We start from the raw sequence: 17,542 nt of genomic DNA, 5'->3' as shown, positions 1-17,542 counted from the left end.
TCCCGCCAACCCTGCTCTGTTCTGACGCAGCACTGGAGAAAAGCCGCTCATGGCCAAGGGGAACGTCAATCCCACACCGTCGCCGACGCCGAACACGAACCCGGCGCCGAACCCGACGCCGTCCCCCTCGTCCACGGGTACCGGTGGCAGCAACGGCCCCACCGGCAACACCGGCTTCTCCATGAACGACTCCTCGATGCAGGGGTTGCAGAGCAAGGCGGGTGACCTGGGGTCCCGGCTGTCGAGCATCTCGAGCGGCCTGCGCGGCCTGAACTTCAGCGGCAACGCGCTGGGCCCGATCGGCCTGTTCGCGGTGCCGGCGCTCAACGCGTCCAACGACCACGCCGTCTCACAGGCCGACAAGGGCGCCAAGGCGTTCACCGACGTCCAGGCGGGCCTCAAGGCCACGCACGAGACCGCCGTCAGCACCGACACGAACCAAAAGACGACCTTCAACTCGTTCGACACGTCCACCAACGCCAAGCCACCACCCGGCGCCGCCAACACGACCCTCGGCAACAACCCGCAGGGCGGCCCCAAGGTGTCCGGACCGGGCTCGATCAACGGCGGCGGCACCTCCACCCTGGGCAACAACCCCCAGGGCGGCCCGAACGTCTCGCAGGCCCCGAACATCAAGGGAGGCGGCGGCTTCACCGGTGGCGGCGCGAAGGGCCCTGGCGGTCCGTCGGTGACCACCGCGCCGGACATCAAGGGCGGCACCGGTCCGGCTGGCGGCGGCGGTGTGAAGACTCCAGGCGGCCCTTCGGTCGGCACCGTGCCGACCGTGAAGAGCGGCGGCGGTCCGGTCAGCACCGGCGGCGTGAACACGCCCGGCGGTCCTTCCATCGGTGCCACGCCGAACGTCAAGGGCGGCACCGGTCCCGTTGCCGGTGGTGGTTCCAAGGGCGTGGGTGGTCCTTCAGTCGGTGTCACACCGCCGAGCGTCAAGGGCGGCACCACTCCCGCTGCCGGCGGCGGCGCCAAGGGCGTCGGTGGTCCTGGCCTGACCACGCCTCCGGTCATCGGCGGTGCCACGCCCGGTTCCGCTAAGCCCGGCACCACACCCGGTGGCAAGGGCGGCGCGACCCCGTCCGCGCTCGGCGGCACTCCGGGCGGCAAGGGCGGCGCGATCCCGTCCGTCCCCGGCGGCACTCCGGGCGGCAAGGGCGGCACGCCCCCGACGTCCGCACCGGGCCCCAAGCCCGGCGTGACACCACCCGGCCCGCAGAGCGCCGTGACGTCCCCGTCCACCGGCGGCCCGCGCGGCGCAACGCCAGGCACTCCCGGCGCTCCCGGCATGGCGCCGCCCTCGGCCCCCGGCGCCCTGGGCGCGCAGGGCGGCGAACGCGGCGGCAGCAAGTTCGGCGCGGGCGGCGGCAAGGGCGTGTTCGACGCCCCCAAACCCGGCACGCCCGACAGCACCATCACCAAGGCCCCGCCCGGTTCGTCCTCGACCCCGCCGCCGAAGCCGGGCACGCCCGGCACGCCGGGTTCGCCCACGCCCGGTGCGACCTCACCGAAGCCAGGCGCCCCTGGCACGCCGGGTCCCGCGAGCTCGCCCACACCTGGCGCGACCTCGCCGAAGCCGGGCGTCCCCGGCACGCCGACCCCAGGCCCGCAGGCCGCGGTGACCACACCAACGCAAAGCGGCTCACGCGGCGGCATCACCCCAGGCACCACACCTCCGCCCGCCGCCAACCCCGGCGCGACACCCCCACCCGCGGCACCGGGCGGCGCGAACCCCGGCGCCACGACGTCCGAACGCGGCGGCAACAAGTTCGGCTCCGGCCTCGGCGCGGGCAAGGGCGTGTTCGACGCCCCCAAGCCGCCCACCCCGGACAACACCATCTCCAAGGCTCCCGGCACCTCGCCGTCCACTCCGCCGCCGGCCCCGAAACCGACCCCGTTCACGCCGCCACCGGCCAGCGTGCCGCCGGCTTCGTCGTCGCCGAACACCAACACGCCGAACACCAACACGCCCGCGGCCAACGCACCCGGCACGAACTCACCTGGTACCAACGCACCAGGTCCCAACACCCGCGGCCCGAACCCACCGGGCACCAACCCGCCGGGTACGAACGCGCCGTCGCCGCGGCCAGATGCCACGCCGTCCCCGCAGCCGCCCAGGGCCGACACGGCACCGCCCGTGCAGACGCGGCCGGCCCCGTCGACGAACGTCCCCCCGGCCAACGCGCCGTCGCCGAACGCACCGTCGCCCAGGCCCGACGTCACGCCGTCCCCGCAGTCGCCCAAGCCCGACACCGTGCCGCCCGTGCAGACGCGACCCGCGCCGAACGTGCCGCCGGTCAACACGCCGAGCCCGAACACACCGCCGGTCAACACGCCGGGTCCGAACACACCGCCGGTCAACACGCCGGGTCCGAACGTGCCGCCGGCCAACGTGCCGAGCCCGAACACACCGCCCGTCAACGCGCCGTCGCCCGCCCCCAACCCGAACACCAACGTTCCGCCGGTCAACACCCCCAACCCGAGCCCCAACCCGAACGTCAACGCCCCGTCCGCCAGGCCGGAGACGAACGTTCCGCCGCCGAACCCCAACACCCCGTCGCCCAAGCCCGCGCCGAACACACCGCCGGCCAACCCCAACACGCCGCCCGTCAACGCACCCACCAACGTGCCACCGGCGAACACGCCGAACCCGAGCACGCCCGCACCGCACACCCGGCCCGCACCGGACGCGGACACCAACGTCCCGACCAAGACCCCGGCACCGGACCTCGTCGTCGCCCCGCCGGCGGTCCAGACGCGCCCGGCACCGCCCCCGGCGACCACGAGCACCAGCCCCAACCCGGCACCCTCCGTGGTGCCGCGCTCGCACCCGGCGGCAGGACCGTTCCAGGCACAGCCGCGGTCCGGTGGTGGCCGCACGCGCGCCAAGCTCAAGAAGTGGCTCGGCATCGACTTCGTCAAGGGCCTGTTCAACAAGCCCTCGGCCACTCCCGCGCCCGCACCGGCCACGAACACCAGCCCCAACACGGACACCAGCACGAACACCACGCCGCAGGACCCGTGGGTCGGGATGCTGGGCGCGAAGGCCAATCCGTCCGGAATGGACGTCGACACCCTCAAGGGCCACGTCGACGCCGCCGTCAACGACGGCAAGCCGGGCAGGGCGCGGGTGCTCATCAACCGCATCACGGACCCCGGCAAGAAGGCCGAGCTGCAGCAGCACTACGACACCGCGGTCGGGAACAAGGGCGACGCGGGCAAGGTCGAGGTGCCCAAGGAGCTGCACTTCGCCTGGTTCGGCACCACCCCGAGCCCCGGCGCCGTGCAGGGCATGAAGGAGTGGGGCGCCAAGGTCGGGGAGAACAACGGCAAGAACGCCGACCCGAAACAGCAGTGGAAGGCCACCCTCTGGACCGATGACTCGGTGCACAGCTGGGACCCGGCGGTGGTCCAGGAGCTTCGCGACGCCGGCATCGACATCAAGACGGACACGCCACAGCTGGTCAACGATCTCTCCAACGACGTCCAGAGCCGGACGGACACCAGCACAACGATCAACGACGTGTACAACGCCGCGCAGCACCCCGATGCCAAGGCCTACAACCTGGCCGCGGACATCGCGCGGTATGCCGTGCTGGCCAAGAACGGTGGCGTGTACGTCGACGTCGACATCCGGCCCGGTGCGGTGTCGCTGGACAACATCGGCGACATGAAGATGCATCCGACGGACCTGCCGTTGATCGGACCGCGGATCCGTGACCAGCAGAGCCTCGACAGGACGCTGCAGGGCCACGACGTCGCCCCCGGCACCGAGCTGCAGACCGCCGAGAACATCCAGTACGGCAAGGGCGAGCTGAACAACAACTTCATCGTCGCGCCGCCGAACAACGACTTCATCAAGTCGTTCGCCGACATCATCCCGCAGAAGTTCGACAGCCTGCAGAACGACCTCAACTCGACGCGCGCGGAGCTCAAGGCCCAGGCACCGGACATCTCCGGGCCGAACGTGTTCGTCGACAGCGCCCTCCCCGCCGTGCGCCCGAAGATGGGCCTCATCGGGATGCACACGATGAAGCCGGACAACCTGGACCTGAAGCTCGAACCTGGGTTGTCCTGGGCGCCACCGCAGGTTCCGCTGATCCAGAAGACCGACTTCGGCGCGCTGTTCGACCCCGACCTCAAGAACAAGTGGTCGGGGCTCGAGTGGATCACGCCGGAGAGCGAGACCCAGCTCGACAACGACACCACGCCTGCCGCCGACAGGTCCAACCCCGGCAACGACAGCTCCCGTCCGGGCAACGAAAGCCGCCAGGCGCCCCCGCCGTCACCACCGGCACCGCCCGCTCCCCCCGCCCCGCCGACGTCCCCCGCGCCGAACAGCGACACCGGCACCGACGCGCCGAAGACGATCAAGAGCGGTGGCGCCCCGCCGAAGATGGACCCGAAGACCTGGGACTCGCACCAGGGCAAGGACGTCCTCACCGACCAGACGTGGCGGCACGACCCCGCCAAGACCGCCGACTGGTTCGCGCCGAACAACCCCGCGGACCCGAGCACCTGGGCCGACCGCAGGGCCGACGCGCACGTCGGCAAGGTGGACACCGAGGTCGCCGACGTCAAGACGAACAGCACTCCGTCGGACGTCGACTCCTACAAGGGCATCGTCAAGTACGACCTGCGCCGGATCGAGACCAGCCCTGGCAACTTCGTGCAGGAGTACACGGTCAAGATGCACATCGATCCGGGCGCGAACCCGGATCCGAAGGTCGTGGAGGACCTCAAGCAGAACGTCACCCAGGGCGTCGACAAGCTGCTGAACCAGGGTTACCGCATGCCGAGCGGCGACCAGTTCCACGTCAACGTCGAGTTCACCGAGAACAAGGCGGAGGCGCACGCCGAGATCAAGGTCGGCGACCAGGACACGAACACCGACCAGAACAACTGGAAGCCCGGCGAGTCCCCGGAGATCCTCGCCCACGAGACGCTGCACTACCTGGGCGTCCCGGACGAGTACAAGGACTCGAGCCGCGTCTTTCAGCAGCACGACACGAACTCCGGCGTCCACCAGAACGACGGCGGCATGATGGGCGCCGACATCCGCGACCTGAAGACCGATCCCGGTCTGCGGCCGCGGCACCTGTGGCTGATCGAGAACACCGCCAACAACCAGACGGTGGTGCACGACACCAGGCTGGACGCCCCCGGCCCCGCCACGGTCCCGCCGCCCGCCCCCGCGCCCAACACGAACACCGGCCCCGACACCAACACGGACACCAGGTCGAGGCAGGCACCGCAGACGACCCAGAACGCCAACCTCGGCGACAAGCGCAGCCGCGACGACAGTCCCGACAGCGGCCACGAGAGCAACACCGACGTCGACGACCGGCCCACGAAGCGGCAGAACCAGGCCGACGCCCCGACCGGCGGACCGTCCAATGTGGACCCCGGTACGCCGATGGACGTCGACAGCGACACGCAGGCCGAGAACAACGCGGACGACAACCCGGAAAACAACACCGACAGCCAGACCGACGCGCTCGCCGACCAGATGAGCAACATGTCGCTCGGCGACATCGACGCCACCACCAAGTACAACCCGGCGTTCGCCAAGCTCGGCGAGGGGAAGATCGACCTTCCCACCAAGGACAACTACCTCGGCAAGCTCAAGGAGAGCGTCGAGAACAACAAGCCGCCGTCGTTCGTGGTCAACATGATCGTCGGGCACGGCGACCTGGGCAGGATCGACAGCGTCATCGAGAGCATCACCAAGGACGCCGGACCGCACAAGGACAACATGGTCTTCGTCGTCGGCGTGAACGGCAAGGCCGCCGACACCCCGGCGATGATCGCCGCGATCAACGACGCCAACAGCAAGATCTCCGGCCGGACCGAGCCGATCGCGCTCGTGCAGCTGCCGCCGACGCCCGACAAGGGCGGCTTCCCGTACGGCGACATGCGCAACAACACGATGAACAGCTCCGCGAACAGGTTCGCGGTCGGCGCGATGGTCGGCAAGGGCACGCACCCGTATCTGTCCATTCAGGACTTCGACACCGGTTCCCGTCAGGTGCCCTCCGGCAAGGACATCTTCAACCACGTCGCCGACTCGCTGAACACCGAAGCAGGGCCCGTCCGCCCGCTGATGTACACGGGCGGCTACCGCGTCGGCGACCCCGAAGCGCTGGTCAAGGACGTCAAGACCCGCATCGAGAACCAGCGCAAGAACGACCTCCCCAAGCTCAGCGGCAAGGAGAGGGACGCACTCAAGAACGCGCTCGACAAGGCCGAGGCGGAGGTCAAGAAGCCGGACTTCCCGGCGCGCTTCGAACAGGCCATGAAGAACGACATGGACGCGCGCGTCCGGCAGGGCGACACGCACCCGTTGCTGCCCTACGGTCCCGAGCCGAACCTGTTCATCGACGCGGTCGTCCCGCTCGTCGACCCGGACGTGAAGTTCAGCAAGGCGGATGCCGAGTACAACGGCCTCGGCAAGTCGATGAACGAGTTCGCGGGCAAGGAGCTCGTCGACATCCACACCAACCTGCTGCCGAAGCCCGAGCTCAACCAGGACCTCAAGGAGGCCAAGGCCAAGCTCGAAGCCGACATCGCGGCCCAGGGCGGCAAGCCGAGCGGTGCGCAGACCGGTGTACTGCAGTCGATCGACAACAACATCGAGGTCAACCAGGAACGCGCCAAGGACACTCCGGGGTACGAGGCCGCCGCCAACCAGATCGCGGTCGACTCGGCCATCACCGTCGACAGCCAGACCAACCGCAACCCCCTGCGCGGCGAGACGTTCTCGAACGACTTCGTGGACGGCGCGGTGGCGACCGACCTGTCCCGGCTCGCGCTCGGGTTCGCCAAGACCGAGGGCAAGTCCTGGCCGCAGTCGCACGTCGACCTGAAGAACGTGCCGAACCGCATGTTCGGCGCCGACAACCCGAAGGACGCGAAGGCGGCGAAGGCGGGCATCGGGTTCGCCGACATCCGCAAGGAGTTCCAGGGCAAGGACCCCGCCGCGCGTGAACCGGCGCAGATCCACGGCGAGCAGTACAACCCGGTCACCGGCCGCAACGAGCCGATCGGCACCAACTGGCAGCCCTCCGACGCCGACGTGAAGAAGCTCGGCGGCACGGACAAGAACACCCTCAACCAGGCGGTCTCCACGCCGCTGCCGGACGGCAAGGGCGTCATGGGCATCGACCCGCAGACGACCCCGGCCCCGGCGCCCGCGAACGCCGACGGCGACGTCCAGATGCAGGACGCCGGCACCGACGCGAACACCGCTGTCGACGACAAGCACCACAAGATCGCTTCAGCGCTGAACATCGCGCTGTCGGACAACAACAGCAACGTCCAGCGCACGTTCGGTGCACTCCAGCACCAGATCCTGCCGATCGCGGGCAACCCGCGCCCCGACGGCCTGTTCGCGGCCGTCAACGCCGAGTTGGGCAAGGGCGGCACCAACGTGGCACCGGCGACGGACCTGCGGCAGCAGACCGTCCAGAAGGCGGCGACCGCGTCGCCGGGCATCACCACCCAGATCGCGAACTTCCGCCAGCAGCACGGCATCGAGAACGGGCATCTGGTCAACGCGTTCGCCGAGCCCGGCCCGACACCTCAGGTCCAGATTCCGGACAGCTACAAGGGCAACGGCGGCGACACGGCCGTCGACAACACGGACACGCCCGGTCAGGACCTCGACCCGGCCGAACGCCAAGCCGAGAACAACGCGGCCCAGGACGCCAAGGACGCCGACAACAAGGTCGCCGCCAAGGCCGAGGAGCTGGCCGGCCGCGTGCTCGCGACCGAGCTCAAGCGCCCGATCGTGGTCCACCACCCCGGCGGCGGCACCACGAAGCTCGACCCGTTCGTCGAGCCCCCGAAGCCCGGTTCGAAGACCACGCCTAAGCCGCCCAAGTGGGGCGCACCGATCCACCTCAACGCCGAGCCCAGGCCGAACGGCAAGACCAGCTACAGCCCGCACACCCCGCCGAACGAGGCCGGGCCGTCGACCGACCGGAGCAGGCCCGCTCCGGCTGACTCGAACACCGACACGCGGCAGACGCGGCCCGCACCGCCGAAGCCGACGCCGAACCCGGTCGTCCCGATGACCACCCTGGCCCCGCAGCCGGTCGGTCAGGTGCCGGACACGAACCTGCCGAGCTTCTTCCAGGACAACAAGGCACTGGGTTCGATCACGCCGACGGACGTGCGCGGCGCGGACGCGGTCGTGGGCGAGATCCAGGGCATCAAGCCCGACGACGCGGCCCGCATCAAGAACGCGCTGGAGAACGACTTCGAGACGTTCCTCGGCAACGGCCGCAACTTCCAGGTCAAGATCGGCAACGCCTGGTTCGAGGCGAACGTCCGCGCCGAGATGCACGCGGACGCCACCACGGCCGTCAAGGACGCCCCCGACACCAAGGTGGACAAGAACTTCCAGGCCGCCGCCGCGTCCACCACCACGAACACCGTCGCCACCTCCAACGACATCGGCGGTTCGGCGACGGCAGGCACCGCGGTCGGCCCGTACGGCTCGCTGGGCGGCAAGGCCGCGCTCGCGACGCCCGCGGTGTCGCAGGCGACCACCAACACCACCACCGAGCAGCGCGCGATCAAGTCCGACGGCGGCTCGAAGCAGGTCACCGTGCCGGTCTCGTACGAGATCACGGTGACCGACGCGGCGGGCAACCCCAGGCAGTTCGCGACGCTGAGCACCGGCCCGGACGTGACGCTGCAGGTCCCGGCCGACCTCAGCACGATCGTCGACTCCGGCAAGACCTCCGACGTCGTCACGCCGGCCGACGCGAACTGGGGCGCCAAGGTCGAGAACGCGGTGCCCGAAGCCGTGGTGGTGCAGGACGCCGGGAAGGCGTTCTCCGACGTCGCGGAGAAGCTGCACCCGTCGATCACCAAGGTCGGCGCGCCCGGCCGCGAGGTGTTGCAGAACTTCCTGAGCCCCACCTCGATCCGCAACAACCTGCCCGCCATGCTCGGCGGCTTCGTCACGTCTCCCGACCTGGTCAGCCCGCACGCCGGCAAGGGCGCCGCGGTGCAGATGACGGCGACGCTCAAGGACGCGAAGCTGGTCGGCACGCACGACAAGGCCGCGCTGGAGGTGAAGGACACCTCCGCCTGGGGCAGCAGTGTGTCCGCGTCCACGAAGACCGGTTTCGACGTCACCGCCGGGTTCGGCGGCAACGTCGGCGTGCCGGGCAAGGCCGGTGGCACGGTCGGCGCGACCGTCACCTACTCCGCGCGCACCGCCGAGGGCGTGAGCGCGGGGTCGAGCAGCAACCGCAAGACCGGCATCGGCGTCAAGAACGAGACCGGCCTGTACGAGGTGACGGCCGAGGTCGAGGTGCGCACGCCCGCGGGCGAGAGCGTCAAGATCCCGATCACCACGCACGTGCGCATGGGTCTGCACGAGGCCGGCGCGGTCGGGCTGCCCACTCCGGACGGCACCAGGAACACGATCACCGACCCGGCCACCGCGGACACGAAGTACCTGCCGCCCTACCTCGCCGACACGCTCGCGGCCGGCAACGCCAAGGTCGGCGAGTTCACCCCGGCCGCGAAGGTGCAGGGTCAGGTCGAGAGCGCGCTGCGGGACCTGCCCGGCATGAGCAAGCTGCTGCCGCAGTGGAACAACCCCGACGCGAACCCTCGCAGCAGCAAGGGACAGGGCTTCGCCGACGTCGCCGAGCAGCTCGCGAACCAGCGCAAGCTCACCGCGAACCTCTCCCCCGCCGCGCTCAAGGCGAACATGGACAGCCTGCTCGGGCCGGGTGTCCAGGTACAGCTGAAGAACTCCGGCAAGACCACCAACACCTACGTCAACGTCACGGTCAAGGCCAAGCTGACCAACCCGAAGCACCTCGGCCAGGCCGACGCCCGCCCGGTCAGCGACTCGACCACGACCGGCCCGAAGCTCGACGCCGGCACCACCACGACCAAGGGCTGGACCGGTGGCGTCCAGGGCCGCGCGAACATCCCGGTCAAGACCGGCGTCGCGTCGCTCACCCCGTCCCCGCAGGCCGGTGTCTCCTACAGCCACTCGTGGGCGGACAAGACCTCGGCGGGACCGGCGGTCTCCGGCACGTCGTCGAACCCCGGCAGCGCGAACGCCCAGGTGTTCCAGCAGGACGTGGAGTTCGAGGTGGAGATCACCTCGTTCACCCGGCCGCGGACGTGGGTGCGCAACATCGTGCCCGGCGCGCCCGGTTTCCACTCGCCCGACGTCAAGACCGTCGCGAAGACCGGCGCGGGCCTCGACAAGATCGACGGCAAGGTCAACCTGTGGGTCTCGGACGGTTCGACGCTGGACCACGACCCCGGCAACGGCTTCAAGCCCGGTGACCCGCAGCCGACGAAGCTCGACAACTCCCCGACCGTCAAGGATCTGCTCAACCCGAAGGAAGCGCGGCCGAAGTCGCCGGAGTTCCTGCACGTCGAGGCCGTGGCGAACACGACGGCGTTGCGCGACCAGGCGATCGACGCGCTCAACCGCGCGGCCAACGGCGACTCCGCGCTCACCACTCCGGGCACCGCGTCGCGGGCGCAGATCGACAAGATGTTCACCCCGGAGAACATCAAGGCCAACCTGCAGCGGCTGATCGAGACCGGGGTGCAGGAGCAGGGCCTCAAGTACGACCGCCGCGTCACCGACCGCACCGGCGCGATCGGCATGTCGGTGAAGCTCGGCGAGGCCAAGATCGTGTCCATTTCGGACACCACCGGCGCGGACAACTCGGTCAGCGGCGGCTACAAGGCCGGTGAGTCGTCCACGACCAGCCGGTCGGTCGACCTCACCGCGGGCATCAACGTGCCGGTGCGCCCGAACGTCACCCCGCCGCCCGCCGGAACGCCGTCGAAGACCAGCGGTTCCGGTGGTGCCGCGGTGACCGGCAAGATCACGCCGTGGTCGGACAGCAGGACCGAGTCGAGCGAGATCGGCGGCAACGTCGACCGCGGCAGGACCACGCCCGGTGACGCGCGGACCGTGCTGGTCCAGATCGACGCCGAGTTCACCATCGTCGGCGAGAGCCGCGCCGGGAACTTCGTGCACGGTGGCACCCCGCACGCCGAGGGCGTGACGGTGAACATGCCGAAGTCGGTGTTCGTGCGCGTGTCCGAGGACGTCGCACGACAGCTGGGCGCGCTGCCGACCGTGGCGCCGAACGTGCCGAAGCCGGACTTCCCGCAGATGGCTCCCCCGGCGACGGTGGCGCCCGGCGAACCGGGCGCGCTCGGTCTGTCCAATGTGGAGTCAGTACCGGATCTGTCCGGTGTGGTCAACGACCTCACGAACCAGCTCTCGGTGAACACCAAGAAGTTCGGCAGCGACTCGCTGATCCCGGACTCGGTGCTCAAGGACTCGATGAGCAACCTGCAGCGCATCGTCGACCTCAACTCGCCGACCAGCGTCAAGGCCATGATCGACAGCGCGCTGGACGGCGGTGTGCCGCTGCTGGTGCACCAGCCCGGCACGTTCGGCAAGGACTCCTACCAGGTGACCTTGCGGGCCAAGGCGGGCGAGCCGAAGTTCGACCAGGTCGTGAACGACGGCGTGGACATGACCCACAACTCCGGCGGCTCGCGCAAGGAGAGCACGGGCCAGGGCCGCGGTTCCGGCTGGGGCGTGGGCCTGCGGGTACCGGGCCTGGCCGCGCCGGGCAGCGCGAACCCGAACGTCTCGGGCACCGCGGGCGCCGCCGTCGGCGCGAACATCGGTGGCAGCAAGAGCAGTTCCGTGACGACGTCGACCAACGAGGCGTTCAGCCACACCCGCACGGCCAGCGGACCGGCGGCGCGCTACAACGTGCCGATCGAGTTCGAGCTCGTGGTGGAGAAGGGCTCGAAGGTCGTCGCCGAGGCCAGGAGCACCGAGCAGGACATGGTGGTCCGCACGCACGCGGACAACCAGAAGGTGTCCCAGCCGACGTCCGGTCGCGGCAACCCGCAGCCGTACATGTCGGCGGCGTCGCGCCGGGGCAGCGAGTTCGGCACACCGGAGGCGACGTTCGCCTTCCAGCAGGACAGCCGCGCGTCGCAGCTCCCGCCGACCGCGTCGGTGGAGAACCTGCGCGGTGCCAAGGACCTGCGCGACGCCGCGGTGAAGGCGCTGACCGAGGCCGGCGCGGGCAAGGGACTGACCGGCAAGGGCACCGGCGCGTTGAACAGCCTGTTCTCCACGCTCAGCCCGGAGAACCTGCAACCGCACCTGCCCTCGATGCTCTCGGGTCCGCTGGACGTGCCGGGCCTGAAGGAGGCCGCGCTGACGTTCGGGCAGGACGCCGACGTCAAGGTCTACGCGAAGCTGGTCAACCCGCAGCTGGGTGCGTTGAGCGACAGCGTCAAGATCGAGAACCCGCTGGTCACGAGGACCGCCGAGACCTCCAGCGAGGCCAAGGCCTCCGAGACCGCCGACGTGTCGGCCGGTCTCGCGCAGGGCAGCGCCGCGGTCAAGCAGGGCGCCCCAGCGGACACGGTCAACGTCGGCACCGGCGGCGTCGAGGTGCGCCACGCGGGCGAGGACTCCGCCGCGGTGTCCGGCGGCCCGGCGCAGGCCGAGGGCGGCAACATCAAGCCGAAGGACACGCCCCGCAGCGGCCTCGTGCAGTTCGACGTCGAGTACCGCGTGGTCGCCACGATCGGCGGCAAGACCGGTGTCGTCGACCTGACCGTGCCGGGTTCGGCCGGCGTGCGCATGCCCGGCAGCGAGGTCGAGACCCTGCTGAAGCACGACTTCGGCGACTCGCTGAAGGACGCCCAGACCGAGGTCAAGAAGGCGGCCGACGACTGGCGGACCGCGGAGAAGGACGTCGAGACGGCGCGCCACGAGGCCCAGGACGCCATCAACTCCGCCGCCGCCGTGCTGGCCAGGACCGACCAGCCGCTGAGCGAGGCCGCAACGGCGTTGAACTCCGCCATCGACGCCCACCTCGACGCGTCGGCCAAGCTCCCGGCACTGGAAGCCGCGGCCAGCGCGACGCAGGCCGACGTCGCGCGCACCCGTGCGACGATCCAGGAGCTCAACCCGCAGATCACGTCGCTCAGCCAGGACGCACTGGCGACCAAGGACGCACTGGACGACGCCCAGATCAACGGCGCACCCCAGCCCGAACTGGACCGCCTCGGCCAGGAGGCCGACGCCGCGCACGCCGCGTTGACCGACGCCCAGCAACAACTCACCGAAGCCCACGCCGACCTCGACGCCCAGCGCAAGGCCGCCGCCGACGCCCGTGCCGCCCTCCAGGCGCAGCAACAGGTCGTGGCGCAGGCGGACGCGGCCCGCGCCGACGCCGAGGCCGCGCACCAGCGGCTCGCGGACGAACGCGCCGCCTCGGAGAAGACGATCAAGGACGCCGAGACCAAGCTCGACGAGGCGCGGCGGACCGCGGACGCCAAGCAGCAGGCGTGGTGGGACGCCAAGGCGAAGGTGGACCGCGAGGTCGACGCCTTCAACACCGCGGCGCAGGCGCCGCCGCCGGTGCCGCCGAAGGACACGCCCGCGGGTGTCGACGAGAGGCCACTGCCGCCCACGCCGCCCGCCGACACCACCGCGGACGTCGACGAACGGCCGCTACCACCCACGCCGCCCGCCGACACCACCCCGGACGTCGACACGACGAACACCAGCGAGAGCAGCGGCCGGAAGTGGTCGCCGGCCCTGCCCTCGATTCCCGAGTCGCCCGAGGCGGAGGCCGGCGACCGCGACAGCGAAGCCGAGACGCGCTCGTCCCGCCCCGCACCGCGGCCCGCGCCCGAGGTGCGGACGCGTCCGGCGCCGCAGCCTCCCTCGGCACCTGCCGTGCCGAGCACGTCCGCCGACACCGGCACGGCACGCACCACCACGGACACCACCGACACCGACACCACCGGCACCCGTGCCGACACCGGCACGGCCCACACCGCCGACACCAACGCCGACCACACCACCGACACCACCCAGGCCGACACGAACTCCCCCACCGAGCTGGACCACCAGCTCGCGGACCTCACCTCCGACGCCATGACCACCGCCTCCCCGATGGCCAAGCTCGTCGAGATGAAACTCCAGTCCGACCCGCGGAAGTTCGTGCAGTCCGAAGCGGGCCTGCACCTGCTGCACGCGTCGGTCGTCCTGGACACCAGGACCGACGAGATCGCCGCGATGATCCGGCAGCACGGCATCGGCGAGGTCGCGAAGACGTTCAACAAGGCGTTCGAGCGGCCGATCATCGAGACCGTGCAGCTGGAGCAGTTCGCGGACCTGAGCGACCCCGCCAACCGGGCCAAGTTCGACGACTGGGCGCACCAGCTGTGGTCGACGGTCAACGGCTCGCCCGACCTGAACGCGGACCCCGGCAAGGTCGCGGAAGTCGTCTTCAACCACGACAAGGGCTACAACCGGGCGTTCAACTTCGCGCAGGAGGCGGCGCTCGCGAGCTTCATGAGCGCACCACCGCTGGCAGACGTCGTCAGCCGCCGACCGGCGCCGGAGGCCAACCCGTCGTCCCAGGCGGCGTGGATCTACCAGGCGTTCGCGGAGGCGGAGATCATCGCGGCGGACGGGTCGGACCGGGCGTCGCAGTTCGCTGGGCTGGTCGACGGCAACCGCACGGAGCTGGAGTCGAAGCTCGGGCCGCTGGACGCCCAACGGGTCGCGGCCATCCGGCAGGAGCTCGTCGACATGGTGATGCTCGACGACGACCTGCCCGCGCCGTCCGCTCCCCCGGCCGATGCCGCGCCGGGCAACCACGGCACGACTTCCACCGCGCCGTGGTTCGAGCCGCGGAATCCGGTGTCGGGGCAGGCCATCGCGGACGCCCGCACCACGACCCCGGCCACGAGCTGGGTGCGCGGTGAGGACGGCGGTGTCCTCAACACCACGACCATCGGGCCGAACGGCATCAACATGCAGGCCTGGCGCGGGTCGATCGCCTACGACAACCGGGTGCTGGACGTGAACGGCGTGCCGGTGCGGGACTTCACGGTCCGGCTGCACGTCGACAACGCCGACCTGCGGGACCGCACCCGCGCAGGCGTCGAGGAGATGTTCAACCGGGGCTACCGGTTGCCGAGCGGTGAGCAGTTCCACGTCACGGTGGAGTTCACCGACGACCCGGCCGACGCCCACGCCACGATCAACGTCACCGACGACCCCGACGGCAGGGCGAACCAGCTGACCTGGCCCGCGAACACCGACTCGCGGCGGCTCGCGCACGAGGTCGGGCACTTCCTCGGCCTGCGCGACGAGTACCTGGAGACCGGCGACGTGAAGCCGATCTTCCAGCACCAGGACGGCAGGGGCCGGGTCGTCAACGACAACTCCCTGATGACCGCCGGGATCGACCACGCGGACGCCTCGCTCAAGCCGCGGCACCTCGAACTCATCGAGAGCCGGATGGCCGCGCTGCAGTCGCACAACCCGCCGCAGGCGGTGGCGGTCGACTCGGAGCTGCCCGCGCCGAACATGCCGAAGCGCGAGCGTTCGGAATCCATGGAGGTCGACGCTCCCGCGAAGCGCCACCACGAGGACTTGTCGCCCGAGGTGTCCGATGTGGACATGACCGGGACGGACGTCGAGCTGGTCAACGAGGGCGGCGTGCACAACGCGGCGTTCGCGAACCTCGCCGGCGGCCGGGCGCTGACGCCGATCACGGCCGAGAACTACCTGCAGCGCACCAAGGACGGCATCGCGAACAACGAACCGCCCGCGTTCGTGGTCAGCATGATCGTCCGCGCGAACGAACTGCACCAGCTCGACGACGTCGTCAACGGCGTGATGGCGAACGCCGGCGACATGAACGGCCGTGTGGCGTTCGTGCTCGGCGTGAACGCGGCGTCTCAGCAGGAGATCGACGCCGCGATGGCGGCCGCGGCACCGACCCTCAACGGCCGCACCGAACCGATCGCGCTGGTCAGCGCGCCGCACGGGCCGAAGGGCTTCAAGTTCGGCGAGACCCGCAACAGCACGTTGCACAGCGACGCCCACGAGTACGCGGTGACCGCGTTGGCCGCCAACGGGACCCACCCGTACGTGTCGATCATGGACTTCGACGCGGGCGACCGGCGCACCCGCGAGGGCGCGCACGTGTTCGACCACGTCACGCAGCTCATGAACGCCGAGGAGGTCGGCCCGGCCGACGGTCCCGACACCCCGGCGCCGCTGCGCCCGTTGCTGGTCGGCGGCGGTTACCGCGTCGCGATCACGCCGGAGCAGCTGCACGCCGACGTGCTGGCGCGCATCGACGGTGACACGAAGACCAGTGACGCGCAGAAGCAGCTCTACCGCGACAAGCTCGGCGAGGAGGGCTTCGCGGACCGGTTCGTGCACCTGATCGACGCGGACATGCACGCCCGGCGCAACCAGCAGGGCATCCACCCGTTGCTGCCCTACACGCCGGAGCCGAACCTGTTCTTCGACGCGTTGGTGCCGCTCGCCGACCCGTCGGTGCGGTTCGGCGAGGGCGCCGCGGAGTTCGGGCAGCTGGCCTCGTCGCTGAACAGGTTCCACGCGGTGGAGATCGCGGGCCACTACGACCCGCGCACGCCGGAGGAGAAGGCCGGGACCGTCCCGACCGACCAGGCGAAGCTGGCCGCGGCCGCCGAGCAGGTCAGGGTGGACGTGCAGAACAACCGCGACCCCGTGCGCGGCCAGGCGTTCACCGCGGACTTCGTCTCCGGCGACACCGGCACCGACCTGTCCAGGATCGCCTACGGGCTGATCAAGGACGGCAAGCTGCCGCAGTCGCACACCGCGCTGCCGAACGTGACCGAGCGGTTCTTCGACGGCAAGCCCGCCAAGAAGGGCACCGCGTTCGCCGACGAACGCGAGCGGCTCTCCACCGGTGAGCAGCGGATCGTCGAACCGTTCCGGCCGCCCGCCGACGGGCAGACCACGAACACCTGGCAGCCGCCGCGCAAGATGGAGACGCAGCTGGGCGCACCGGCGAGGAACCGGATGAGCCCGGCGGTGTCGGCACCGCTGCCCGCGCCGTTCCACGACCAGCAGGCGGGCGTGCAGAAGGACCAGAAGGTCGTGGCGGCGCACGGGATCGTGGCGTCCGACCACCTCAACGCCACCCTGCGGCAGCTGCGGCACCTCAACACGGACGTGCTGCGCGGCCAGAACCCGCCACCGGCCACCGACAACGGCCTGTACGCGGCGGTCGGCGCGGCGACGGGGGTGCCTGCGGCGGCGCTGCGCCTGCAGGCCGTGGAGCTCGCCGCGAAGAGCCCGGCGGTGGCCCAGGCCGTGGCGGACTTCACCGTCAGCAGGCCGATGCACACCGGGCACATGGTCGGTGCGCTGGTCGAGAACCTGAACTGGCAGATGCAGCCGGACGCGAAGGAGAACAACGGCGCCGGCAACGCCCGTGACCTGGTCGGACACCTGATCGCGACCCAGCAGCGGGTGAACGTGCGGATCCACCAGCCCGGCGGCACCCCGGTACTGCTGCGCCCGATGGGCGACGCGGTGAGCGAGACGGTGGAGATCGAGATGGTGATGAACGGCCGTCAGGTGACCTATCGGCCCTATCGCCGACCACAGGGGCTACACCAGGACGAACCGATGCTTTAG

General features: G+C 70.5%; 1 protein-coding gene. It reads left to right on the top strand.

The features are described 5' to 3' along the window. Window positions 1–49: 49 nt before the first annotated feature. Complete coding sequence (locus ACWEIJ_RS21925) at window positions 50–17,542, top strand: glycosyltransferase (RefSeq protein ID WP_449839048.1); 17,493 nt, start codon at window positions 50–52, stop codon at window positions 17,540–17,542.

This window comes from Lentzea sp. NPDC004789 (genome assembly GCF_053601075.1).
Note: the sequence above shows the minus strand (reverse complement) of the source record. Positions and strands in the feature narration are given on the sequence as shown.

What these genes read in the sequence shown, in the direction of transcription:
- ACWEIJ_RS21925 (WP_449839048.1), top strand. Translation starts at nt 50, where the DNA reads ATGGCCAAGGGGAACGTCAATCCCACACCGTCGCCGACGCCGAACACG.